Raw genomic sequence first — 24069 nt, 5'->3', positions numbered from 1 at the left:
ATCGAAATGTAAACGGAGTTTATCATGAGTGAATGGAAAGAAACGTTGAAGGAGATCTTTGACCACGAGCTTCAAAAGAGCAAGAAAAAAGAGGCGGAGTCGGACGGCAAGCTCCGCGTCAAACGGTTTATTTATGATATTGTGGAACCCGCTTTTGAAGAAGTGGCCGACGAGCTGAAGGAGTACGGCCGGGATATCGATGTGGAGACGGAGCGTATGGCAGCCACCATCCGGGTCTATCATGAGGGAAATGAAGAGTTTTTCTTTTCTATACGGTCACGGCCCTATCGCGAAAAGGAATTCTCGTTCCCCGTACTTCCGCTCAGAGATGATAATGGCGACTATTATCGCGCCGAGGTTTTTCTCAAAGACGGTCCGTTGTATCATGACGTGACCAACTACAACAAGGATCAAATCATCGAAGAGTTCCTGCATCAATATAAGCGGCATATGCAATGGAACCTGTAACAAGCTGGACGCCGTCACCTGGCCAGGCCTGCTGATGAGCCATAATGCGAATTGACGGGTAACTACGTTTTCCTCAAAAGGCCTGGCTATACACATGCTTCGCAGACGGTTTTTTAGAGCCATTTCGATATATTTCGGAAGGGCTCTTTTTTTTGATCTGGAATTACAGGGTAATGTCCATATTTTTCGTATTGCCCGTTTTTTCAGGCTGCAATTCCTGAGTGGCAAGGCTGCCACCAAATGTGAGGGCATTGGATATTTTGTGGCATGAAGCGGTTTTTCTACAAATTCAGCACATCTAAAATGGTATAGTGAGCGTGATACGATTTATAAAAAGGTGGATGCCGGCCAGGGATGAAGTGCGTAAGCCCATGAAATTTGCGCGCCAGTCTGTGGCAATGCTGCGGAGGGAGTATCAGGGAAAACCTCTCGAAGAAAAGAGCGTGAGTCCGAATCCCATCCAACAGTTTGAACTTTGGTTCGAAGAAGCGGCCGGAATTATCAGGGATGACCCCAACGCCATGGTGCTTTCCACAGCTGATGATAACGGCCGCCCATCGGCAAGAACGGTACTCATGAAAGGGTTCGATGATGACGGAATCGTTTTCTATACGAATTACGAAAGCCGTAAATCGCTCCAGATTATGAAGAACCCGCATGTGGCGCTGACGTTTCAATGGCCTGATCTTGTTCGCCAGGTCTGCATTGAAGGCGTGGCCGAAAAGGTGCCGGAGTCGCAGTCGGACGCCTACTTCCGAAGCCGCCCGGTTTCCAGCCGGATAAGTGCCGTTGCTTCGCCGCAAAGCAAAGTGCTCGTCTCCAGGTCGGAACTGGAGAAACGGGTGGAGGAGGTGCGGCGCGAGTTGGAAGGTGAGGAAATTTCACGGCCCGATACCTGGGGAGGATATCTGGTGAGGCCCGAGCGTTTCGAGTTCTGGCAGGGTCGCATTAACCGGCTGCACGATCGACTCGAATATCTGCCTGCCGGAAACGGTCGATGGACCATCAGGCGCCTGGCACCCTGATCCTGTTTTTCGAAAGATATCTTCTGAATTCGTTTTTGTTAGCATGACACTCCGGCAGACCAAGGAAAGGACTGGCAGCTGATTGCTCAGGGTAGTGCGTTGCCCTCTTCTATAAGAGAAATCAAGGTGGAAGGAAGTTGCAAGCTTGCTTTGGAATCCGGTCCCTGTATTTACCGAACTGCCTTGCCGGATTCAGGAAAGTGAGCCCGGCCGGTTCAGGAATCTTCTCCGGCATAGACACATCCGGTAGTGCATGTCTCTTTTACCTCGATCCGGGAGAGCTCCGGCAGCAGCGGCAGGGTCTTCTCCCAAATCCACAGGGCCAGATTCTCGCTGGTCGGGTTCTCAAGCCCCTCGATGTCGTTGAGCAGGTAGTGATCCAGCTGCTCGTACACCGGAGAAAACGCCTTTTTGATATCTGAAAAGTCCTTGACCCAGCCAATCTCCGGGTCGATGGGGCCTTTTATGTACAGGCGCACCCGGTAGGAGTGGCCATGGAGCCTGCGGCATTTGTGGCTCTCGGGTAAATTGGGCAAATAATGCGCCGCTTCAAACTGAAATTCCTTGTAAATCTCCATCTGTCCGTTTTTATTTGTTGCCCAAAGATACGGAATTGTGACTAAACACCATATGGTGCCTTCGCTTCCCAAGAGCCGGGGTGGTGGCCACGTTTAGGAACAGAATCGGAGTTAACGTTTCTTGAGGCGGTCTTTTAACAGTTCGGCGGCGATGCGGGTAAAGTCGTACTCGGTTACGATGCCCACCAGTTTTCCGTTTTCCACAACGGGGAGGCTGGAGATATCGTTGTTCTGCATCAGTTCTATGGCTTCCGTGGAAGGGGTTGCAGGCGAGGCGGTTACAACTTCTCGGTCCATGATGTTACTCACCGACACATTGGCGTGGTCGAGGTTTCGTGCGATGATGTTGTTCAGGGTACTGATCATCGATCGGTAGGTAACCATTCCCACCAGCTGATGCTCCCGGTTCTCCACGGGGATATGTCGAATCCTCTGCCATTCCATGACGTTGGCGGCCAGGTCGATGATATCGTCTTCATTCAGGGTGAAGATGTCGGTGGTCATGAACTGGCCCACTGTGGCAAACGCCTTCTCCCAGCGATTCTTTCGGACGACGGTGGCTTTGGGCCAGGTGTGAACCGGCTTGCCCGTTTTCTGATGTTTCAGGGTGGCATCCGCAATCGCCGTCATTTTTTCGTTGCGGCTCCAGATGTCATCAAGGTTGAGATACGACTCCAGTTGCCATATTGCGCCGTTTCGCCCGCTTTTGGTCCGTTCCTGAATAATCCCCAGATAACAGTCGATGTCTTCCTCGTCAATATTGTGTTGTGCCAGGCCCTGCCGGGCAATCGGAAGCAATTCGTTCAAGACCAGCTCCTGTACCGGATAGCTGCCTCCGTCGATCCATTTGATCTGGGAGAGCAGGCCCTGCCGGGCTGCATTCAGAAAATTGGACTCCACCTCCTTAAAGGAGATCAGCCGGGTGATGTCGTCGTACCCGGAAGATACGCCCGCCATCAGACCCAGCCAGAATGCGGCGTTTGCCACCTCATCCACCACGGTCGGCCCGGACGGCAGTACGCGGTTTTCAATACGAAGGTGCGGTTTCCCGCCGGTGATACCGTAACACGGACGATTCCACCGGTAAATGGTGCCATTGAACAACTGGAGTGCGTCAAGTTTGGGAACCCGGCCGGCTTCCAGTGCTTTAAACGGATCTTCTATGTCGTCTGTGGCAAATAACACCCGGAAGCGGGCAATGTCCTCCCTGAAAATCTCCATCACCGACTCATGGACCCAGTCGGAACCGAACTGTACCCTGGGTTTGCGCTCATTAACAAAATCCTCCGCCTTCCGGTTGTCAATGGATTGCTGAAAAACGGCGATACGTGTTTCATGCAAGAGCTGTTTTCCGAAAAGGAAGGGCGAGTTGGCGGCAACGGCCAGCACCGGCGCGGTGACCAGCTGCGCGATGTTGTGGAGGCGCGCAAAGTCGTCGCGAGATACCTGAAAATGAATTTGGAAACTGGTGTTGCAGGATTCCATCATCACGGAGTCGTGCTTGACATGAAGCTCGTCGGCCCCTTTGATTTTCAGCTCGTGCTCTGCTCCCCTTACACGGGTGAGCGCATCGTTGAGCATGTAGTAGCGTGGCAGGGGAGTGAGGTTCTCCAGGCCCAGATCCGACTTTTTGATGGTTGTCAGCGATCCGGTCAGCAGTATTTCCCCCTTGTGCAGCTCCGCCGCTTCCCGGCTCTTTTTGACATGGGACTTGAGCTGGTTGTCGAGTTCCTTCAGGCAGTTCCCCCCGAAGGTTAGCGGATCCAGGTTGAATTCCAGGTTGAACCGTGCCAACTCATGGGTAAAGTGGGGGTGATTGATATCCTCCAGCACCTGGGTGTTGACGGGGTGGGGACGACTGGCCCGGTCGATGATGAACAACTCCTGCTCGGCACCGATACGCTTCGTATCCCGTTCAAACATATCATCCGCAAGCATCTGTTCGAGCGCCTTGAGGTCCCGGATCAAATACTTGGTGAAGGTCCGGAGGTTCTCCGGATTTTGAGCAGAGGAGACAGGTTCCATAAGCCCGGAAATAAGACGTGAGGAGTATCATCCGTCATGGAACGGATGCGTGGCTACTGACGGTGTTCATCGCCGATGGCTTCGTCCATCTTCGGGTTGATACTCAGCACGGCGGTTTTCACCAGCCGCAGGACATTGGCGGCGGTGCTTCCAAGCCGGAGGTACTCAAGGCCGCTATGACCCAGTGTGGACATCACCACAAGGTTGTATTTCTTCTGATTGGTCAGCTTGACAATGGCCTCATGTACCGAAGAATCGACCGGCAGTACCTCAGCGGTGATTTTTGACCGGATATCCGACAGGTATTCGTCAACCCAACTGTGCAGCCTTTCCTGAATGAGGGCGATCTGATTCTCAAAGGCCGTGATTTTTTTGAAATGATCCATGCTGATGAGGTGCACGAGATGGATCTGAGCCCCGGTTTGCTTGACCAGGGACCGGGCGTAATCAAATGCCTGAAGCGAGTGGTCGGAGAAATCAGTGGTGAGAAGGATACTGCTCAGCGGTTTGATTTTTGACTCCTTCTCCACCAGAAGTACCGGTGCCTTGCTGAATCGAACCACACGCTCGGTGACCGAACCCAGAAACAGCCGCGAAAAACCGGACCTGCCATGAGTGGTCATCACCAGAATGTCGGCATCTTCCGACTCTTCCATGATGACTTTCCACGGTTTGCCCTTGGCGACAATGCATGGCTCAAGTAACTCTTCACTCACAAATTTCCGGGCCTTCTCGTCCAGATCCTTTTCAATATCCTGGATCTTCCGGGGCGGTGTAGGTGCAACCGGAAAGCTGGTACCCTCTTTCTCAGGCTGATAAACATACAGAGGGATGATCGTTCCGTCGAGAATTTCCGCAAGGTAACCGGCGGATTCAAAAGCTGTAAGGCTTAACTCCGACAGATCGGTCGGTACTAAAATTCGAGGATTTTTCATTAGAACATCGTATCTGGAGTTCTTCATTGACTTGTCCGGAGTTACGGAAGTATAACTCAGAGCGTTATCTCATATGATACATTATATATACCATCTACTGCAAACAGGGTCAAACAGTTTTTGAATACCTGTTGCTGTTTTCCCCGGAAGCATAGTAGAGGTCGAATGCAGTCGCGATGTTTCTGAGAAATAGGCGCCCGGTCTGTGTAACCTGAAGGCCGTCTTTCTGCATTTGCACGAGTCCGTCGGAAGCCATATCATCAAGGGCTGCAATAGACTGTGAAAAATAGGAGGCCGCATCAATGCCCCAGGTTTCACTTATTGAGCTGAAATCCAGCTTGAGGTCGCACATCAACCGGACAATCGTATGGCGGCGGATCTCGTCATCGCGCGTCAGCCGGTATTCACGGACATACGGCAGCCGGCCGGCTTCGATGCACCCGTAGTATGCATCGAGATCCTTGATCGACTGAAGATACCCGTTTGCGATTTGGGAGATGGAGGACATGCCGAAGCCGTAAATGTCGGTGTCGGCCCGTGTGCTGTATCCCTGGAAGTTTCTTTGAAGGGTGCCGTTCTCCCGGGCGCGGGAGAGTTCGTCTCCGGTTTTCGCAAAATGGTCCATGCCGATGAATGTATAGCCGGAGCGGGTGAGGTTGCCAACCATCATCTGGAGCATGGAAAACTTCTCATGGGCGTCCGGCATGGGATAGCGATCCAGCAATTTCTGCGAGGGCATCATCCATGGTACATGCGCGTAGTGAAATATGGCGAACCGGTCGGGATCCAGAGTCTTCACAGCTTCAAGTGTTTGTTCGAAACTTTGCAGGGACTGCAGCGGAAGTCCGTAGATCAGATCCACATTGATGTGGTGAATCCCGGCATTTCGAAACCAGTTCACCGCCTGTTCATTGACTGCCATCGGTTGTATCCGGTTGATGGCTTCCTGGACGTTTTCGTGGATGTCCTGGATGCCGATGGAAACGCGATTACATCCGATTTCAGCAAGTGCGGCCGCGTGATCCTCAGAAATGCGACGGGGATCGACCTCCACGGAAAACTCCACATCTTCATCGAACTGAAAGAGGTCATGCAGCTTTTCGCCGGTTTCCCGAAGCTCTTGCGGTGTGAGGAAAGTGGGTGTTCCGCCGCCAAAGTGAACCTGCACGATACGGTGGCCCGGATTGAGTTTTTTGCTCATCGCCTCCATTTCACGAAACAGGTTCCGGAGGTATTTGCTGCTGTCGCCGGGTCGGCGGGTAATAACCCTGGTGCAACCGCAGTACCAGCAAAGGGATGCACAGAAAGGGATGTGTATGTAGAGAGACAGCGGACGTGCGGAACGGTTGTTTTGTTCGATAAAAGCCGCCGCAGCTGCCGGGTCCTCGACCTCCTGAAAGTGCAGGGCCGACGGATAGGAGGTATATCTTGGCGCCTGGCGGCTGTATTTGTCTACAAGTTCAGTGGGTGTTAGCATGGTTGAAGAGAAATCGGTTTATCCGCAATACAGGGAAGTCATCGTGAAACGTATTATGGGGTGTTGAATTGCCTGGCGAGAAGCGAGTGGTTTGCCCTTTTTCCGGTTTTCAAAAAAACGCCTGAGTTCGGATGAGAATGCTGCAAAATATCGTTTTTTACTGTCAACCACATCGTGGCAATGCCGGCCATTGTCAGGAACCGGAACTGCTTTTGGCTGTGACCGCTTGCAGACGAAATGGTAATCTTGAACGTTAGTGATGGGAAAGCGTTTTTTTGCTTGCGTTAACAGGAGCAAGCCGGGTGATGGAAAAGTATTCATCTCACCGCGGAATCGTTTTTTTGACCGGCGTGGCCCCGGAAATGGCATAGATTTACCAGAAGAAATAAGACGGCAGGAGACATGGTGGTCGGCTCTTGTAACAATTAATAAAAATAATAGTTTACGTTGTTGGTTATAGCAGCTGAAAGCGATACCAAAAAAAAGCGGTACCTTCATTTTAAATTTTGTATTTTTCATGGCAAATGAAGGATTCTTTAACAGATATGTAAAAAAAGCGGTCTCTTTTCGGAAGGCCAGGGAGTTTGAACAATGAATATCTTGCAGCGCAAAAAGCCCAAGGCAAATCTGTACAAGTATTACATGATCAATTTGCAGATTGGTTTTATCGTAACATTGTTGGTGTTGATCACCTTGTTTCGCATAAACCTGCAGCCCGGAGGTGAATTTGAGATAACGGAAAGAGAACAGGAAGTGATCGAAATGGAGGAGATCGTTCAGACGGAGCAGGAAGTGACTCCGCCTCCGCCACCACGTCCGCCGTCTCCGGAACCGGTTCCGGATGATGAGATCATTGAGGATCAGTTTTTTGATCTGGATACGGAGCTGGATCTGGATGCTCCGATGGATATGCCCCCTCCGCCTCCCCCGGAAGACGATGAAGAGGATGAGGAGCCGGAAGTTTTTACCATTGTGGAGGATATGCCTCAATTGAAGGGCGGAATGCAGGCCATATATGAGCACCTCAGGTATCCGGAACTGGCACGCCAGGCCGGAATCGAAGGCCGGGTGGTTGTACAGTTTATTATCGATGAAAATGGCCAGGTTGTCGACCCCGTAGTGGTCAGAGGCATCGGAGGTGGATGCGATGAAGCAGCAATCGAAGCCGTGAAGCAAGTGGAGTTTGAGCCGGGACGTCAGCGCGGTCGACCGGTTCGGGTTCGCTATTCCCTGCCCATTACCTTCCGGTTGTCCAGCTGATCCGTCAGTCTTGCAAACTGAGTGTATAGAAGAGCTGCTTGCCAAATTCGGCAGGCAGCTTTTTTTGTCTGAATTATTTTTTATTCAGAAGCGTCGTTTTATTTATTACTTCACACTGGGGTCAGAAAGTCGGAAATTTAACCGTTTTTATCACCGCCAAGTCAAGAGATGTTTTGTTTTTCGGTTCATCTGCAACAAAATATTCAGAGGCAGAGATCTCCTGATCCATGTAATGAAAAAAGTATTTTTATTCTCGTCCCTGTTTTGGAACGTTATTTGTAGTGAGACTATTTAACAATGCATTGCAGATTTAGTATGGTCACAGTCGCTTCTGCATTGGTATTGCACAACATGTAGCATTGTATTTTACTGCACCTTCGAAATGAATTATAGATGACATTGATTGTATTGATTTTACTTGGTTTTGTGTTATTGGCAGGCGTTGTACTGGGAGGATTTCTTTATGCTCCTGATGATGCTCAGGAATCGGAAAATGAGATCGAAACCGTTGCCAAGCCGGTTTCAAATGAACTGCCGGCAGGTATTAAAGAATGCCTGACATGTATGTATGGTGAGCATGTGCCGGTAGTTCGGACCGCTGTTTACAATGGAACCGGCCGATTGAAGTACCGGTTTTTGCAGGTACCCTTCCGTTTCAGGACATGGAGTATTCCGGGCAAGAACTTTTACAGAGAGTTTGAATTGTTGTGGTATGGATTACCCATCGTTCGCGGGACAGAGTCTTATCTGAATAAAACCGGAACAATCCGTATGAAAGGATTGAAAAAAGTATTGTCGATGGGCCCCAAAACGGATGTCAGCCAGCTAATATTGATGTGGACAGAGTCGCTGCTTATGCCCTCCGTTTGGAATGAAAACCGGCAAATTGGCTGGTCGGCCAACGGAAAAGCGGGGCGTGTGCAAATGGTCTTGCCGGTTCGGGAAAGCCGGGAGAAAGCTTCGATCCGGTTTGATGCCAGGACCGGGCTGGCAAGTGAGTTCTCGGCACTTCGTCCCGGGCTGGATGGTCCCAGGCTTCCCTGGGTTGTGACTGTCAGGCGATGGAGCAAACGCAATGGCCAAATGCTGCCGGATCTGGATATTTCCTGGGGAAATACCGGTGAAACCTGGCTCACCTGTTCTGTTAATGATCTCTCACTGAATGTTGCTTCTGGGAAAATGAAAAAAGTAGCAGTAGAAAACGCGTAAAGCCTCAATTATACGCAAAGAGATCCTGTCCCAATTTAAGAACGGTTCAGAAACGCTCTTATAGCACCATAGTGTGCTTATCCTCTTTTTCAATGAAGATATCAGGTTATATTATCCTGATCCCGCTCAAGATTCATCAACTTGAGTGATCGCCACAAAGAACAGGACAGGGAACAGCTCCTAATTTTCGCATGTTACGTAATTATAGAACGTGTCGGCCGGTACTTCCAGTCGGCCGGGGTGGATCTGTAAAGTGAATTTCCATACAACATAAGGGAACGAGACTCATTCTTTGAAACACTCCTCCGGCTCCCCGGTTATCGGCTGTGATCCGTCTGCCGGTGTACGAGCAAGGGTAAATAATTAAGAAAATCTAACCGGATGATAGCTTGCATTGCTTGACATATAGATATTTATATATGTATATTATCAATGAAGACAGAATGCGCTTATTTCTAATATCAATTATCACCAAACAGGATATGATATGTTTGAATTGTTAACACAGCCCTGGCCCTGGTATGTGGCCGGTCCCGTTATCGGGTTATTTGTTCCCCTGCTGCTCTTTCTGGGCAACAAGCAATTTGGAATCTCCTCAAGCCTCAGGCACACATGTGCGGCATGCGTGCCCGGCAACATTCCTTTTTTCAAATATGACTGGAAGTCCGAGGGAATGTGGAACCTGGTTCTGGTTCTTGGAGTCTTTATCGGAGGATTCCTCGGTGGATATGTATTCCAGAATCCGGAACCCATCGCTTTGTCGGCTTCAACGATAGCTGATTTGCAGTACCTGGGAGTAACTGATTTTTCGGGATTCGTCCCCTCTGATATATTTTCATGGGGCAATCTTCTAACGGCTCAGGGGCTCATTGTAATGGTACTCGGCGGCTTTCTGGTAGGGTTCGGTGCAAGGTATGCCGGCGGATGCACTTCCGGCCACGCCATCAGCGGTATTTCCAACCTGCAGCTGGCTTCGGTTACCGCAGCGGTAAGCTTTTTTATCGGGGGACTCATCGTCACCCACCTTCTCTATCCCCTGATCTTTTAATCCCCAAAATTCAACGGTTTATTACTATGAATTACATCAAGTATCTGATTGTAGGCGTTCTGTTCGGCTTCATACTGACGAAAGCCGAGGTAATATCCTGGTTCCGCATCCAGGAAATGTTTCGATTCCAGGATTTTCACATGTACGGTGTGCTGGGCAGCGCCGTGCTGGTAGCAATGATTTCAATACAAATCATCAAAAAATGGAATCTGAGGGACAAGGAAGGTGCCCCGATTAGCATTCCGCCAAAAGACTTCACACAGAAGAAACGATATGTGATCGGTGGTACCCTGTTTGGATTTGGGTGGGCCTTCACCGGTGCATGTCCCGCCCCGCTTTTTGCCCTTTTCGGAAGTGGTATCACGATTTTTATAGTACCCATTCTGGCGGCGCTGGCAGGAACCTATGTTTACGGTGCGTTCCGTGAGAGCCTTCCCCATTAAACGATAAAGAACTTCATAAATAACAACCAAAAAAGGAGATAACCATGTTTTTCCGTCAAATCTTCGATCCAAAACTCGCGCAATACTCATATATGATCGGTTGCCAGAAAACCGGTGAAACCGTTGTGATTGATCCCATGCGGGATGTCCAGCAGTACTATGATATTGCGGAAAAGGAGAAGCTGAACATCACGGCAGGCGCCGATACGCACATTCATGCCGACTATATTTCCGGACTCCGGGAACTGGCCGAGCGGGGAGTAAAAGTGTACGCTTCCGACGAGGGCGATGCCGACTGGAAGTACGAATGGCTGATTGGCAGCGATTACAATTACGAGCTGCTCAAGGATGGCGATACGTTCATGATAGGGAATATCGAAATCCGCGCCATCCACACACCGGGACACACGCCCGAGCACCTGATTTTCTCGGTTACAGACAAAGGAGGCGGTGCTGACAAGCCCATGGGTGTGACTACCGGAGATTTTGTGTTTGTGGGTGATGTGGGTCGTCCGGATCTGCTGGAGTCGGCCGCAGGCATGAAGGACGTCATGAAACCTTCCGCACAGACGCTCTACAAGTCGCTTGAGAAATTCAAAACCATGCCGGAGTATATGCAGGTCTGGCCCGGACACGGAGCCGGCAGCGCATGCGGCAAGGCTTTGGGGGCCGTGCCTAAAAGTACGGTCGGCTACGAAATGAACTTCAACGCCTCATTGCGTGAAGCCAGTTCGGAGGAGAATTTCGTGAACTTCATTCTGGAAGGGCAGCCTGAGCCCCCGCTCTATTTTAAGCAGATGAAGCGGGATAATAAAATGGGTCCACCAGTCCTTGGCGGACTCCCCATCCCTCCCAAGACGGATGTTTCCCAACTCTCCGGGTTTGAGAACAATCGCGAAGTAGCGCTCATCGACACACGCGGCCGGGAAGCGTTCATGAACGGGCATCTGAAGGGCGCAATCTTCTCACCACTCGACAAGCAGTTCAATACCACTGCCGGTTCCTATGTCACCGAAGAGCAACCGATCTACCTGGTGATCGACGAGGAAAACCTCGAGGATGCTGTGCGTGACCTGATTAATGTCGGTCTGGACAAAATCGAGGGTTACATCCCTGTCGGGGAGTACGAGCAGTGGCTCGACGCTAACAGTGCGGCAACAGCGATTCCTCACCTTAACTTCCAGGAGGATGGCAACAAGCTGTTTGAGGATGACTCCTACGTGCTGGATGTTCGTAAAGCATCGGAGTTTGCCGAGGGGCATATCGAGGGTGCGAAAAACATCCCGCATACCCGCCTCCTTGAACGCATCGATGAGGTGGAGCCCAATGGAAAAACCGTATATGTCCACTGCTCAGCGGGTGGAAGATCGGCAGTTGCGGCCGCACTGGTCCAGAGATTCGGCCACGAAGTTGCCTATGTTGATGGTGACTTTGCCGCCTGGTTCAATAATAATGAAACGATTGCCGGCTGATTAAGCCGCCGTTTGTTTTGTGGGCTCCGGGCTGAATTCCCGGGGCCCTTTTTTCCCCTTTAAGCTCCGGTTTCCGGGCAGAATGGTTGATAGTCGCCTTTGCAGCGGCTTATCTGCCCGGCCGGAAGAAAACGGAATCACAAAATAATACAAGGGATGCGGCGCCATGTTCCGAGATATTGGCGTGCCAATTCCTGACACACGCAATTGAAGTGAAACGATATCTTCCCATATTGTCCTGGCTGCCCGAGTATCATTCGGGAATGCTTAAAGGCGACCTGGCGGCGGGTCTGACCGTTGGCGTCATGCTGATTCCCCAGGCAATGGCGTATGCGCTTATTGCCGGGCTTCCTCCGGTATACGGACTGTATGCTGCGCTGGTACCGTTGTTTATCTACGGTGTGATGGGCACGTCTCGGCAGTTGGGTGTTGGTCCGGTTGCCGTTGTGGCTCTCCTGGTTGCGGCGGGCGTAGCTGATTTGGCGGAGCCTGGGAGCAATGAGTATATCCAGCTTGCCATTTTGCTGGCGTTCATGGTGGGCGTCATCCAGATTGGCATGGGCCTGTTCAGGATGGGCTTTCTGGTGAACTTTCTCTCCCATCCGGTCATAACCGGATTTGTCGCGGCAACGGCACTGATCATCGCATTCAGTCAGGCGCACAATATTTTGGGTATCCCGATAGAGAGCTCGAAGCATATCCATCAGACCATATTCGATATCATTCGGATGCGGTCGGATATCCACCCCGGGACTGCAGCCCTGGGCCTGGGCGCCATCGCAGTCCTCATGGGCCTAAAGCGATGGAATCGCCGTCTGCCGGCAGCGCTTGTTGTTGTAGCGGCGGGCATAGGAATCATCGCGCTTACAGGATGGGATCGGGCCGGGATCGGAATCATTGGCGAAGTTCCCACAGGGTTGCCCGGCTTTGGTATTCCCGAGATCGGGATGGATGCGGTCTACAGCCTGCTGCCCATGGCTGTTGCCATCTCCCTGGTAGGATTCATGGAATCCATCGCCGTTGCCCGCTCCATTCAGGCCCGCCACCGCGATTATAAACTGGATGCCAATCAGGAACTGGTAGCCCTCGGAAGTGCCAATCTGGGCGGCTCCTTTTTTCAGGCATTTCCGGTTACGGGAGGATTCTCGCGTTCGGCGGTAAACGACCAGGCCGGGGCCAAATCGGGAATGGCAAGCATTATCAGTGCGCTGCTGGTGGGACTAACCCTGCTTTTTCTTACTCCGTTGTTTTACTATCTGCCCAATGCAGTACTCGGCGCCATCATTGTTACCGCAGTGCTCGGCCTGATTGATACCGGCGAAATGCGGTTTCTTTGGAAGGCCAGGAAAGATGATTTCGCTATGATGGCCGTCACGTTTCTGGTGACACTTTTTGTTGGCATTGAACAGGGAATTTTGACCGGTGTGGTTGCCTCTTTGGGAGTGGTGATCTACCACAGCAGCAAACCCCATGTGGCCCGCCTCGGACAACTTCCCGGGACCAGGCTTTACCGGAACCTGGCGCGCTTCAGCGATGCCCGCGACAGGGACGACATCCTGGTCATCCGTTTTGACGCACCTCTGTTTTATGCAAATGCCGATTTCTTCAAGGAAACGGTGATACGTTTTGCAGCCGCGAAGAAACCGGATCTCAGACTGCTGGTGCTGGATGCCTCCGGTATCAACTCCATCGATACCACCGGGGTACACATGCTGATGGAGCTGAAGGAAGAGCTGGATAGCGAGGGAGTATCACTCCGTTTTGCAGCAGTACACGGCCCGGTTCGGGATATGCTCACGCGATGCGATTTCGGATCGGAGTCTCCCGAAAACGGTGAAGATCCGCTCGAGATGAAACGACTGGAGCCAAAATCTGCCACCGGTGATGGCACGGTTTCGAACCCCTTCACACATCTTGAAATTCAGGATGCTATCGATTCCTTCTTCAAAGAGGAGGGGCAAAGAGTGTAACGGCCGGATTCCGTCTACAGCCGTTGGCCTGATAGGAAGCTGAAATGGAAGCTTCGTAATGGTGTAATAATTGGTAGCCGTCCTGCAGTCACCGGTTATTTTGATTTATAGTCAGGAAACTATATATTTCATATATATGATATGTATATATTTTAATACAAAAGGATAAGCTGATGCTGGATGCAAAAACAGGCGTTTTTAAACTTGAAAAATGTGCTTCAATACTGAAGGCTATAGCTCATCCGCTCAGAATCGCGATCATTGAGCTGCTGGAAGAGCACGAGAAGCTGTCGGTATCCGAAATACACGAGAAGCTTGACGTGGAGCAGGCGGTTGCTTCGCATCATCTTGGAATACTCAAGAACAAGGGGGTGCTGATTTCGACAAGAGAAGGCAAGAATATGCGTTATGAATTGAAGCATCGCCAGATAACCCAGATCATTGAGATTATGGAGCGCTGCAGCACACAATAGCGCACTGAATTACGGACGCGTTACTATGGATCTGTTCGACGACTCGGAGAAGGGCAGGAGTATGAAGAGTGGGCCTCTGGCTACAAGGATGCGCCCTGTTTCGGTAGAGGAGTATGCGGGTCAGTCGCATCTGATCGGAGAGGGAAAGCTGTTGCGTCGGATGATTGAAAGCGGCCGGATTGGATCCATGATTTTTTACGGTCCGCCGAGCAGTGGTAAAACCACGCTGGCACATGTTATTTCCAGGGAAATTGACGCGGACTTTGTGATTCTTAACGCGGTACTTGACGGGGTAAAAGAGTTTCGCGAGGTGGTGCACAAGGCGGGGGAGTTGCAAAAACTCTATCACAAGAAAACCATTCTTTTTGTGGATGAGATTCACCGCTGGAACAAGGCGCAACAGGACGCGCTGCTGCCTCATATCGAATCCGGATTGATCACGCTGATCGGTGCAACCACACTTAATCCGTTCTATTCGCTGGTCGGACCCCTGCTCTCACGCTGTCAGCTTTTCGAGCTGCATCCGTTCGATGCCGGGGATGTCCGATTGCTGCTTGAGCGGGCACTTGCCGACAGGGAGCGTGGACTTGGGGCGTATTCGGTCACCGTTACGGGGGAGGCGCTCGACTATTTTACCGAGTATTCAGGCGGTGATATCCGCCATGCGCTGAACGCTCTTGAAATGGCGGTGCTCACCAGCAGTGAGGGGGAGGATGGCGTCAAGAGAGTGGATCTGGATGTAGCCAGGGAATCCATTCAGAAGCGCTATCTGCGGTACGACCGCACCGGTGATGAGCATTATCATTTTGCCTCGGCAATGATCAAATCGCTGCGCGGGTCTGATCCGGATGCTTCGCTTTACTGGATGACCGCCATGCTGGAGGGTGGAGAAGATCCGAATTTTGTATTTCGGCGTCTGCTCATATTCGCATCAGAGGATGTCGGGTTGGCCGATCCCCATGCGCTCTCAGTTGTTAACAGCGCCCATGAGGCGTTTGAGAAGTGCGGAATGCCGGAAGGGTTCTATTTTTTATCTCATGCCTGTCTGCATTTGGCGCTGGCGCCAAAAAGCAACAGCACCGGAGCGATTTTTGCAGTATCGCAGGAGCACAGGGAGAAGGGAACCAGGCCTGTGCCGGATCATCTCAGAGACAAGACTGCCAATTCGAAAAAGGCGCGTTACATGGAGAGTGATAATCCGTCGGATCAGTACAAATATCCTCATCTGTATCCCGGTCACTGGGTGGAGCAGCAGTACCTGCCGGATTCACTCAAGAGTGCGCGCTGGTATGAGCCGGGAGATCAGGGGCTGGAGGCGCGGCGCTGGGAACGGCTCCGGCAGATTCAAACCGGCACTGACAGCAAGAAATAAAAAAAGCCATTCCGTTTTCAGGCGGAATGGCTTTTCTGTGAAGCATTTTATTGTTGGGGAAGGATCAGGTTGGATCTGATTTCGCTCCAATAAAGCTGGAGTCAATCATCGTAAAGTTCGGGTATGCGGCCACTCCGTGTTCGGAAAGGTCGAGACCGCGGGTTTCGTATTCCTTCGAGACCCTGACACCCATCACGGCATTAATGGCTGCGAATACGGCGAGGGAGAAGAGGAACGTGGTTCCATAAATTGCTACCACTCCAAGCAGCTGGATACCGACTGTACCTGCGGCAGAGAAGATACCTACAGCAAGTGTTCCCCAAATACCGCAAACGCCATGCACGGAAATGGCACCTACCGGGTCATCAATCTTCAGTTTGTCGAACATAAGGATGGAGAGAACCACGATGATGCCGGAGATTCCACCGACAACTCCGGCCATCTGCGGTGAAATTACGTCTGCACCGGCGGTGATACCAACCAGCCCGGCGAGAATGCCGTTCAGAGCCATTTCGGCATCCAGCTTCTTAATCACAATTCTGGCGGTAAGCATGGCCAGAAGTGCGCCTGCGGAGGCGGCAATGGCTGTGGTGACAAATACATAGGACACTTCTACAGGATCGGCACTGAGCACGGATCCGCCGTTGAAACCGAACCAGCCGAACCAGAGCAGGAAAACTCCGACGGTGGCAAGGGGAACGCTGTGTCCGGGGATACTATGGGATGTGCCGTTAAAAAATTTGCCGATTCGCGGGCCGAGAATAATGACACAGGCCAGTCCGGCAGCACCGCCAACCCCATGAACCAGTGTGGATCCAGCGAAATCGTAGAATCCAAGTCCGTCAAGCCAGCCTCCGCCCCAGACCCAGCTACCGGTTATCGGGTAGCAAAACGCCACCAACAGCGCACCGAAGATCATGAAAGCGGAGATTTTGATTCTTCCGGTTACGGCACCGGATACGATGGTGGCGGCGGTTGCTGCGAACATGGCCTGAAAGATGAAATCGGCATAGATGGTCATCTCTTCACCATAGGCAGGAGTAAACATCCCGACAGGATCGGACTCATCCACTCCAATTCCAAATCCTCCGAATCCAAGGATACCATTGAAATCTCCGGGGTACATCAACTGAAACCCAATAACTGCGTAGGTCAGAATCCCGGTCGTAAGAATAAACACGTTTTTGTAAATGACATTAATGGAATTCTTACCCTGGGACATCCCGCTTTCAACCGTTGCAAAGCCAAGGTGCATGATAAAAACCATGGCTGCAGCCAGAAGAATCCATAAGTTGTCAATTACAAAGACGGCATACTCCGCAGACGCCTTGAACGCCTCCAGTGTGTCGTATGTGCCGTCGGAGGCCAGGCTTATGCCCGGCAACAGCAGTAAGGCTGATAAAATCGCGGCCGTTCTGCCTGGCCATCTCTTTGGTATCATAGACTTCATAAGTATTCTGTTTGATTATGGTTTTTTGGGTTTCCGTGCTCTTTGTCTTAATAAAAGCTTATCGCCTTGTTGCGTTAAAAAGTAAGGCAAAAATTAAAAAATGCAATATAAAATTATCTTAATCATGCTATTAATTAAAATAATAAGCTTTATTGGTTTAGAAAAGCGCTTTTAAAACAGGTGTTTTTTTAGCTCTCAGAATGAATGATATGGAGGTGCTTGCACGTTAAGTTGTCGGTGCTGCCTGGGGTGAAGTTTTAATGCAGGTATTATGAAAAGGCATTACTTTCAGAGAAGCACCGGCTCGATATCAAAACGAACATCAATCCACGAAAGCAATGAATACCATAGCAATACTTAGTGGGACCGACCGTCCCGGATCACAGGCGCTTAAAGTTGCCAACCACATCAAACCACTGTATGAAGCCCATGGTGTGGAGGCGAGGGTTATTAGCCTCGAAGAGTTTCCTCTTGGAGAAGTGGCCGGGGGCAAATATGGACAGTCTCTGCCTGAGGTGGAGGCGTTTCGGAATCGAGTGCTGGAAGCCGACGGGATTGTAATGGTGATCCCGGAGTACAACGGTTCATTCCCGGGTATCCTCAAGGTGTTTATTGACTATCTACCTTTCCCCGAGGCGTTTGACAAGAAACCGATCGCCTTTGTTGGTGAAGCGGCGGGAGCATTCGGGGCACTCAGAGCGGTGGAACAGCTTCAAATGGTCTGTTCGTATCGGAATGCCCACAACTATCCGGAGAGAGTATTTATCCAGAGAGTCAGGAACAACTTTAGCGAAGATGAGGGAATCAAGGACAAGATGGTGGCAGAACTGCTCGAGAGCCAGGTGAAGGGTTTTATCCGTTTTGTTGCATCTTTAGCATATAACCAACCCCATGCATCGTAACCAGGTAACGGGGATCATCGGGTTGCAGTTCGATTTTAGACCGGAGTTTGGAAATATGGACATCAACGGTTCGGGTGTTGGAACTGTGTTCGTATCGCCAGACATTTTCGAGCAATGATTTGCGGGTAACCGGTTCATTTGGCCATGACGCAAGAAAGCGCAGCAGTTCCACCTCTCTTGTTGTTAGCTCCATATTGCCATCTGGGCGGCTTACGCTGGAGGCGTTGAGATCAATTTGAATGTCCCCAAGTGAAATGATATCACTGTTGCGCAAGGGTTTGGAGTCAGTTCTTCTAAGCCGGGCCTTGATTCTGGCCAGCAGCTCTTTCACACCAAACGGTTTTGTGATGTAGTCGTCTGCGCCAATATTCAATCCGGTTACCTTGTCGATCTCCTGATCACGGGCCGTGAGAATGATGATTGGAAATGTCAGTTTGCGTTCCCGCACCTTTTGACAGACATCGAATCCGCTTAAACCGGGGAGCATGATATCCAGTATCATCAGATCTGGTTTCTGCTCCTGAAGCATTTCGAGAGCCTTGCTTCCGTTCTCTGCTACAATAGTGTCATAGCCTTCGTTTTCAAGGGTGTCGCGCAGTGTGAAAATTAAACTGGGCTCATCCTCGACGATCATGATGACCGGATTTTTATGAGACATGGGTGGTTTCCTGGGCGTTAGTCTTTTGGTCTTCTTTAAATTCTGATGATTTGCCGGTTGCACCGGCCGGGAATCGGATGGTAAACGTGGATCCTTTCCCTGGAGTACTGGCGACATGAACAGATCCGCCATTGCGGCTGACCAGGTCTTTAACGATGGCAAGGCCGAGCCCGTGACCCTTGGTCTTTGCCGTCAGGGCATCTTCCACCCGAAAAAACTTGTCGAATATATGCTTTTGTGCTTTTTTAGGGATGCCGATACCGTGGTCTTCCACTTCCAGGTCAACCGAGCCATTCCTCTGCAATATACGGATTGCAAGGAACTTTTCTTCCGGGCTGTATTTAATAGCATTCTCAATCAAATTACTGATGGATGAGGTGAGATCGCCCGGATCCGCGTAAATATGGGCAGGTTTGTCTTCGGCCTCAAACGTTATCTGGACTCCGCTGCTTTCCAGCCAGCTCTGTTTTCTCTTTAGCAGACTGCGGGTGAAAGGGGATAAATCCAGTAATTCTTGCCGGGGTTGAATATTTCCGGTACTGACTCTGGCCGTATCCAACAGGCGCTCGATCATGGCCCGTAAACGCAGTGACTCATTGTAGATATGTTTTCCGTAAGATCGCAGGCGCCCGGAGTCGTTTACCCTGCCGTCAGAGAGGTTCTCCCCGGCGGCAAGAATCACCGACAGCGGTGTTTGCAATTCATGGGTCACATTGGCCAGGAATGTCGCCTGGCGTTCGGCCAGCGACCGCTCTCTTTGCGCGGTGTAGAAGATAAATGCCATTGCGGCAATGATGAGGAACACGGCTCCTCCCAAGACAAATAGATTGCGCGTCAGGGATGCCCGGGATGCGGCTATGTCAGGGTTGGCGGTAAACGCCGCTTTCAGATTCCAGTCGTTGAGCAGGTCAGGGAAGTTCTGGATGAAGTCCACTTTCTGGTAGCTGAAGTCGACTCCGGGGTCGTTGGTTGCCAGTACTTCGTTTTTTGTCCAGTCGTGAAGCCATAGTACGATACCGGACTCCTTTCCCTCTCCAAAAGAACGGAGCAGCTTGGGGCTCATATATTGTTGCACCAGATACTCCCGGTCGATCAAAAAAGTGAGATAGGCGATAATCTGTTGGCCGGGTACATGGATAAGCGCAATGGTCATGCTGTTATGGGTATCGAAAAAAACGTGCGTATTCCATTGATACTCATTAATAAGTGAACTCATGCGTGTTTTTGCCATGGTCAGTCCGTCGCTCACAAGATGGCTGTAATCAGGAGCGTCATGAAAACGTCCCGACTCGGGTTCGTATCTCCAGATGGGGCCACCCTGCCTGTCACAGGTACTGCATTCGGCCGGTGAGAGGTAGATTGTAGAGAAAATGGAATCGTTACCTGCAGTTTGCAGGGCATGAACAAGTTCCTCTGCCACCTGGTCGGGAGCGGTCAGGGTACTTTTGATGCGGGGCATGTCAAGCTGCCATAGCTCGGATCGGGGATATCGCAGCCGGCTGCGGATCTGATCACTGTATTCCAGCATCTGACGCTTCTGTTTTTCAACCGAATTTTTCACGGCATTGTCATGCAGGGCATACAGTGAATATACATTCATGCCGGTGAGGCCGAAAATTGCGACAAGCCCCATCGCAAGAAATACCCATCGAACATATTTGAACTGATTCATAATCTGATTGGAAGAGAGGTTGCCCGTAGATCTTTTCCGTTTATTTTAAAGGTAATAATGGAGAAAGTGATATTGTTTTTCCACAAGTATCACTAAGTTACGCCGGGTGGTTTTGCAATAATGTCCTTTTGGGTCATACGGTTGTGTGTTGACAGATAGCCTGAGGAGATATCATTGAGCTCGGAACGATTATCTGCGCTTGATAATTTTGCATTTTACATGCACATGTATTCAAATATAATAAGGAAGATGATCAACTTTTGGGGTGTCCGATGCTGGGTTGTCTCAATGGTTGTGCTGCCTGTTATTTTATCATCCTGCCAATACGATCCTCCCAAAGACCGTGAAGCGGCCGATGAGTTGTCCGCGTTAAATGAATCCCTGGATGTGCTCGTGCTTGAAAGCCGTTACGAGGAGGCAGATTCATTATACGTGCAAATTATTGAAACGGCAAAATCACGTAATAATTACAGTGCTCTGATAACAGCTTACACCCATTACTCCAGGGCACTGATGGATCGCGGGCGGTATGATGAAGCCCTGACAACCACGGAGAAGGCGCTGGAATACGTTGAAGAATATGCCACTCCGGAGCAGGCCGTTATGGTGAAGGTCCGGAAAACGTTCGCGCTGGACAGGTTGAACCGGCGCCCGGAAGCTCTGGAAACCATTGAACAGGGCATGGCACTGATTCCGGACGTGGATGATCCGGTGACTGTGGCTCGGGTTTACGCTACAAGGGGAGGCTTGGTGTCTGAGATAAATCCCGCAGAGGCACTGGAGTTCAGTTATGAAGCCCTGGAAATTTTCAGGCGGGAGAGGGCCACGACAAATGAAGCCACCATCAGGAACAATATCGGCAGGATATTGCACAGACAGGGAGATCATGAAAAGGCCCTTGAAGAGTTTGAGCGCGCGTTGGAACTGAACCATGACGCCGGTGACAAGGTCAACATGGCTATCATATACAATAACCAGGCCAATACCCTGAAGCTTTTGGAGAGGTATGAGGAAGCGGTACTGGCACTGATGAACGCCCTCGAAATTAACGAAGAGCTGGAGGTGACAAGCCGGGTAGCTCAGAATAATTATAATCTCGGAAATGTCTACCTCGAAACCGGGGAGTTGGACCTGGCCTATTCTTTTTTTCGACAGGGATATGAAATGAGCCGGGAAATCGGTTTTCCTCCCGGAATCATGTATCTGTCCATGGGACTCGCTGAAGCCCTTATGGAAACGCAACGCCATGGCGAGGTTTTGACGCGTATCCGAGAGGCCAGAGCCATAGCCGGACGGATAGACAATATGGATATGACGGCAAAGAGCTGGGAAATGGAGGCCCGGTTGATGGAAACAGAGGGAGCCTACAGTGAGGCTGTCGAAGCCTACAAAATGGTGATGGCGTATTCTGATTCTCTGAACCAGCGCAGGCGTGATCAAGAGTTTGAAGAGGTCAGGGCAGCCTATGAAGTGGATCTGGCGGAAGCCGAAAATGAAATTCTGAGGCAGGAGCTGGACTACAGGGAGCGCCTGAGTACGGTTCAGCAGACCCTGCTGGTTGTGCTTGTCGTCACCGGGCTGATTTTTGCCGGTTTACTCATAGTGATGTACCGCAATCACAGAAAGCTGGAAAACACCTATCACAACCTGGAGCTGAAGTCCGATGAAATAATCTCAAAGAACAAACAGCTCGAAGAGCTTAACAGTGATCTTAAACAGCTGAACATCGACAAGGACCGGTTGATCGACATTATCGTCCATGACCTCAGAAATCCGCTGTTTGGCGTTATAGGTTTTCTGGATGTGGTCGCCGAGTCTGTACATGATAAAGAAGAGCAGAAGTATCTCGAAATGGCCCGAAAATCAGCTTACAGGCTGAATCATCTGATCGACAGCCTTCTGGATGTGCATTCTCTTGAGAAACAGGCCGAAGACCTCGAAATGAAATCAACCAGGGTGGATGAAATGGTGTCCGGTATGGTCGAAAGCTACCGTGACAATGCCCGCAGCAAGGAGATCCAATTGAGCGTCGATGCTGAGCCGATGGAGGTTCAGACGTATGAGCCGTATGTGAGCCGGATCCTGGATAACCTGTTCTCCAATGCCATAAAATTTTCTCCCGCCGGAGCGAAAGTGACGGTAAAAGTCGGTATGAAAAACCGCGACTGGTGGGAGCTGAAGGTATCGGACACCGGTCCGGGTTTTTCCGAAGAGGATCGGCAAAAATTGTATCAGATGTTCGCCCGGCTGTCGGCGCAGCCTACGGGTGGAGAAGCTTCAACCGGTCTGGGACTCTACGCCGTACATATGCTCGTTGAGCGCCTTGGAGGTACGATTGAGCTCCAAACCAAACAGGGAGAGGGAAGTACCTTTACCTGTCGGTTCCCGATTTCCTGATTATTCAAACTCGTACACCACTTCCCCGTTGATAATCACATGCGTAGGCCGACTGGTGTATTCGAAGGGATCGCCGTTGAACAGCACCAGATCGGCGTCCTTGCCGGGGGCAATGGACCCGACCCTGTCCGAAATATTCAAGATTGCGGCGGGATTGACCGTAAGGCCTTCCAGTGCCTGAATCCGGTTCAAGCCATTTGCAACAGCAATAGCTGCTTCAAACAGTACCACACGGGTTTTCGGGACATAGGATTCGTATCCGCTTTGAAATGCAAAAAGAATGCCCGCTTCCGCCAGTTTTGAAGCGGTATCGAAAGCGGCATTTTCCATATCACCCCTGGTTCTGGCCATGGTAGGATGGATCAGTACCGGCACATCGGCGGTTGTAAGCTCTTCAATGAGCATGAAAGATTCCGCGGCACCATCCAGGATCAGGGGAAATCCGAACTCGTCACGCAGGCGAAGCGCCGTCATGATATCCTGGGAGCGCTGGGCGGTGATAAGCGCACGGGTTTTCCCTTCAAGCATCCCGGCGAGCGCCTCAAGCTTGAGGTCCGTGCCGGGCCTGCCGCCCGCATCTTCGTTTTCGCGTTTTTCACTGTATTCCCTTGCTCTGATGAGTTCCTGACGCAGCATGGCAACTCCTTTGGCCCTGGTGCCGGGTGTGTCAAAGTTGTTTCCGACGGTTGAGCCCAGGGTGATGGCAAGCGCGGTAGTCGAGTCGATAATGGCCTGGTCGATGGTATGGCCGACCGTTTTTACGATCATGGTCTGGCCGCTGATTACCGCGCCGGGGGCATGTCCCGTGTGCATGGTGGTGATACCGTTTTGACGCAGAAAACCGACCAACTCCTCTCGTGCGTTATACGCGTCAAAAGCACGCAGATCCGGTTGCAGTGCATGCGAATACTCAAGCTGATCCTGGTCGTGGTCCTGGTTGTAATACCCTGCCAGACCGACAACAGTACGCGCGTCAATAAGTCCCGGGGTTACTACTTGTGCATTGTATTGCTTGTAGCCCTGCGGGATGGCGAGGTCGTCACGCCGACCGGCCTGCTCAATGCGTCCGTCACGTATCAGAACGACACCATTGGTAACAGGCGGACCTTCCATGGTATACAGGGTATCGGCGGTTACCGCAATTTGCGCGTTCAGTTCAGGCGGGTAAAAAAACGCTATTACCGCCGCAGCCGAAAGTGCGATCAAGACAGGGGTGATATTACGCTTCATGGGAG

21 protein-coding genes are annotated in these 24069 nt (G+C 51.0%); 12 read left to right on the top strand and 9 right to left on the bottom strand.

The annotated features are described in order from the left end of the window. The first annotated feature begins 24 nt into the window (after nt 1-24). Nucleotides 25-468: a hypothetical protein gene (locus tag QA596_10855; GenBank protein ID MDG5767964.1), complete on the top strand. Its 444-nt coding sequence runs from the start codon at nt 25-27 to the stop codon at nt 466-468. 317 nt (nt 469-785) lie between these two features. Next, nucleotides 786-1493: a pyridoxamine 5'-phosphate oxidase gene (pdxH, locus tag QA596_10850; GenBank protein MDG5767963.1), complete on the top strand. Its 708-nt coding sequence runs from the start codon at nt 786-788 to the stop codon at nt 1491-1493. A gap of 215 nt (nt 1494-1708) precedes the next feature. Here pdxH and queD read toward each other — a convergent pair whose 3' ends face one another. The 5 genes from queD to QA596_10825 form a co-directional block, all read right to left on the bottom strand. Next, nucleotides 1709-2071, bottom strand: coding sequence for a 6-carboxytetrahydropterin synthase QueD (gene queD / locus QA596_10845; GenBank protein MDG5767962.1), 363 nt, complete (start codon nt 2069-2071; stop codon nt 1709-1711). A gap of 111 nt (nt 2072-2182) precedes the next feature. Next, a complete protein-coding gene (locus QA596_10840) occupies nt 2183-4096 on the bottom strand; it encodes a glutamate-cysteine ligase family protein (protein MDG5767961.1) in 1914 nt (637 codons plus the stop codon). A gap of 53 nt (nt 4097-4149) precedes the next feature. Further along, nucleotides 4150-5031 (bottom strand): universal stress protein, encoded by an 882-nt coding sequence (locus QA596_10835; GenBank protein MDG5767960.1) that lies wholly within the window; start codon nt 5029-5031, stop codon nt 4150-4152. 109 nt (nt 5032-5140) lie between these two features. After that, entirely contained in the window at nt 5141-6508 is a 1368-nt protein-coding gene (hemN, locus tag QA596_10830; GenBank protein ID MDG5767959.1) for an oxygen-independent coproporphyrinogen III oxidase, read from the bottom strand. An 18-nt stretch (nt 6509-6526) separates the two neighbouring features. Continuing rightward, a complete protein-coding gene (locus QA596_10825; protein ID MDG5767958.1) occupies nt 6527-7027 on the bottom strand; it encodes a hypothetical protein in 501 nt (166 codons plus the stop codon). 123 nt (nt 7028-7150) lie between these two features. Between QA596_10825 and QA596_10820 the strand changes: the two genes are divergently transcribed. From QA596_10820 to QA596_10785, 8 genes are all read left to right on the top strand, one after another. Next, nucleotides 7151-7768, top strand: a complete 618-nt coding sequence (locus QA596_10820) for an energy transducer TonB (GenBank protein ID MDG5767957.1) — start codon at nt 7151-7153, stop codon at nt 7766-7768. 771 nt (nt 7769-8539) lie between these two features. Next, on the top strand, nt 8540-8977 hold the full coding sequence (locus tag QA596_10815; GenBank protein MDG5767956.1) for a hypothetical protein: 438 nt from the start codon (nt 8540-8542) through the stop codon (nt 8975-8977). Between the two features lie 487 nt (nt 8978-9464). Further along, nucleotides 9465-10025 carry a YeeE/YedE thiosulfate transporter family protein gene (locus QA596_10810; protein MDG5767955.1) on the top strand — a complete coding sequence of 187 codons (561 nt, stop codon included), beginning with the start codon at nt 9465-9467 and terminating at the stop codon, nt 10023-10025. Between the two features lie 26 nt (nt 10026-10051). Next, nucleotides 10052-10468, top strand: a complete 417-nt coding sequence (locus QA596_10805) for a YeeE/YedE thiosulfate transporter family protein (protein ID MDG5767954.1) — start codon at nt 10052-10054, stop codon at nt 10466-10468. A gap of 44 nt (nt 10469-10512) precedes the next feature. After that, nucleotides 10513-11940 (top strand): rhodanese-like domain-containing protein, encoded by a 1428-nt coding sequence (locus tag QA596_10800; GenBank protein ID MDG5767953.1) that lies wholly within the window; start codon nt 10513-10515, stop codon nt 11938-11940. A gap of 212 nt (nt 11941-12152) precedes the next feature. Beyond that, nucleotides 12153-13910, top strand: a complete 1758-nt coding sequence (locus tag QA596_10795; protein ID MDG5767952.1) for a solute carrier family 26 protein — start codon at nt 12153-12155, stop codon at nt 13908-13910. A gap of 173 nt (nt 13911-14083) precedes the next feature. Then, nucleotides 14084-14383 carry a metalloregulator ArsR/SmtB family transcription factor gene (locus QA596_10790; protein MDG5767951.1) on the top strand — a complete coding sequence of 100 codons (300 nt, stop codon included), beginning with the start codon at nt 14084-14086 and terminating at the stop codon, nt 14381-14383. Between the two features lie 25 nt (nt 14384-14408). Then, complete coding sequence (locus tag QA596_10785) at nt 14409-15755, top strand: replication-associated recombination protein A (GenBank protein MDG5767950.1); 1347 nt, start codon at nt 14409-14411, stop codon at nt 15753-15755. Between the two features lie 64 nt (nt 15756-15819). Here the strand turns inward: QA596_10785 and amt are convergent, their stop codons facing one another. Then, the gene (gene amt / locus QA596_10780; protein MDG5767949.1) at nt 15820-17205 is read right to left on the bottom strand and encodes an ammonium transporter; all 1386 of its coding nucleotides are present in this window, start codon (nt 17203-17205) and stop codon (nt 15820-15822) included. A 338-nt stretch (nt 17206-17543) separates the two neighbouring features. Here amt and QA596_10775 point away from each other — a divergent pair, with 338 nt between their 5' ends. Beyond that, entirely contained in the window at nt 17544-18107 is a 564-nt protein-coding gene (locus QA596_10775; protein MDG5767948.1) for an NAD(P)H-dependent oxidoreductase, read from the top strand. Here QA596_10775 and QA596_10770 read toward each other — a convergent pair. Together QA596_10770 and QA596_10765 are read right to left on the bottom strand one after the other, a co-directional pair. Then, nucleotides 18058-18765, bottom strand: coding sequence for a response regulator transcription factor (locus tag QA596_10770; protein MDG5767947.1), 708 nt, complete (start codon nt 18763-18765; stop codon nt 18058-18060). The genes QA596_10775 and QA596_10770 overlap by 50 nt on opposite strands. Next, a complete protein-coding gene (locus QA596_10765; GenBank protein MDG5767946.1) occupies nt 18755-20437 on the bottom strand; it encodes a HAMP domain-containing sensor histidine kinase in 1683 nt (560 codons plus the stop codon). Before QA596_10765 ends, QA596_10770 begins: the two co-directional genes overlap by 11 nt. Before the next feature lie 249 nt (nt 20438-20686). Here QA596_10765 and QA596_10760 point away from each other — a divergent pair, with 249 nt between their 5' ends. After that, nucleotides 20687-22834 (top strand): tetratricopeptide repeat-containing sensor histidine kinase, encoded by a 2148-nt coding sequence (locus QA596_10760; protein ID MDG5767945.1) that lies wholly within the window; start codon nt 20687-20689, stop codon nt 22832-22834. On the opposite strand, the gene QA596_10755 is transcribed toward QA596_10760, so the two are convergent. Further along, nucleotides 22835-24064 carry an amidohydrolase family protein gene (locus tag QA596_10755; GenBank protein MDG5767944.1) on the bottom strand — a complete coding sequence of 410 codons (1230 nt, stop codon included), beginning with the start codon at nt 24062-24064 and terminating at the stop codon, nt 22835-22837. It lies immediately after the preceding gene. Between the last annotated feature and the right edge of the window lie 5 nt (nt 24065-24069).

It is taken from the genome of Balneolales bacterium ANBcel1, assembly GCA_029688905.1.
Classification (GTDB): domain Bacteria; phylum Bacteroidota; class Rhodothermia; order Balneolales; family Natronogracilivirgulaceae; genus SLLW01.
Note: the sequence above shows the minus strand (reverse complement) of the source record. Positions and strands in the feature narration are given on the sequence as shown.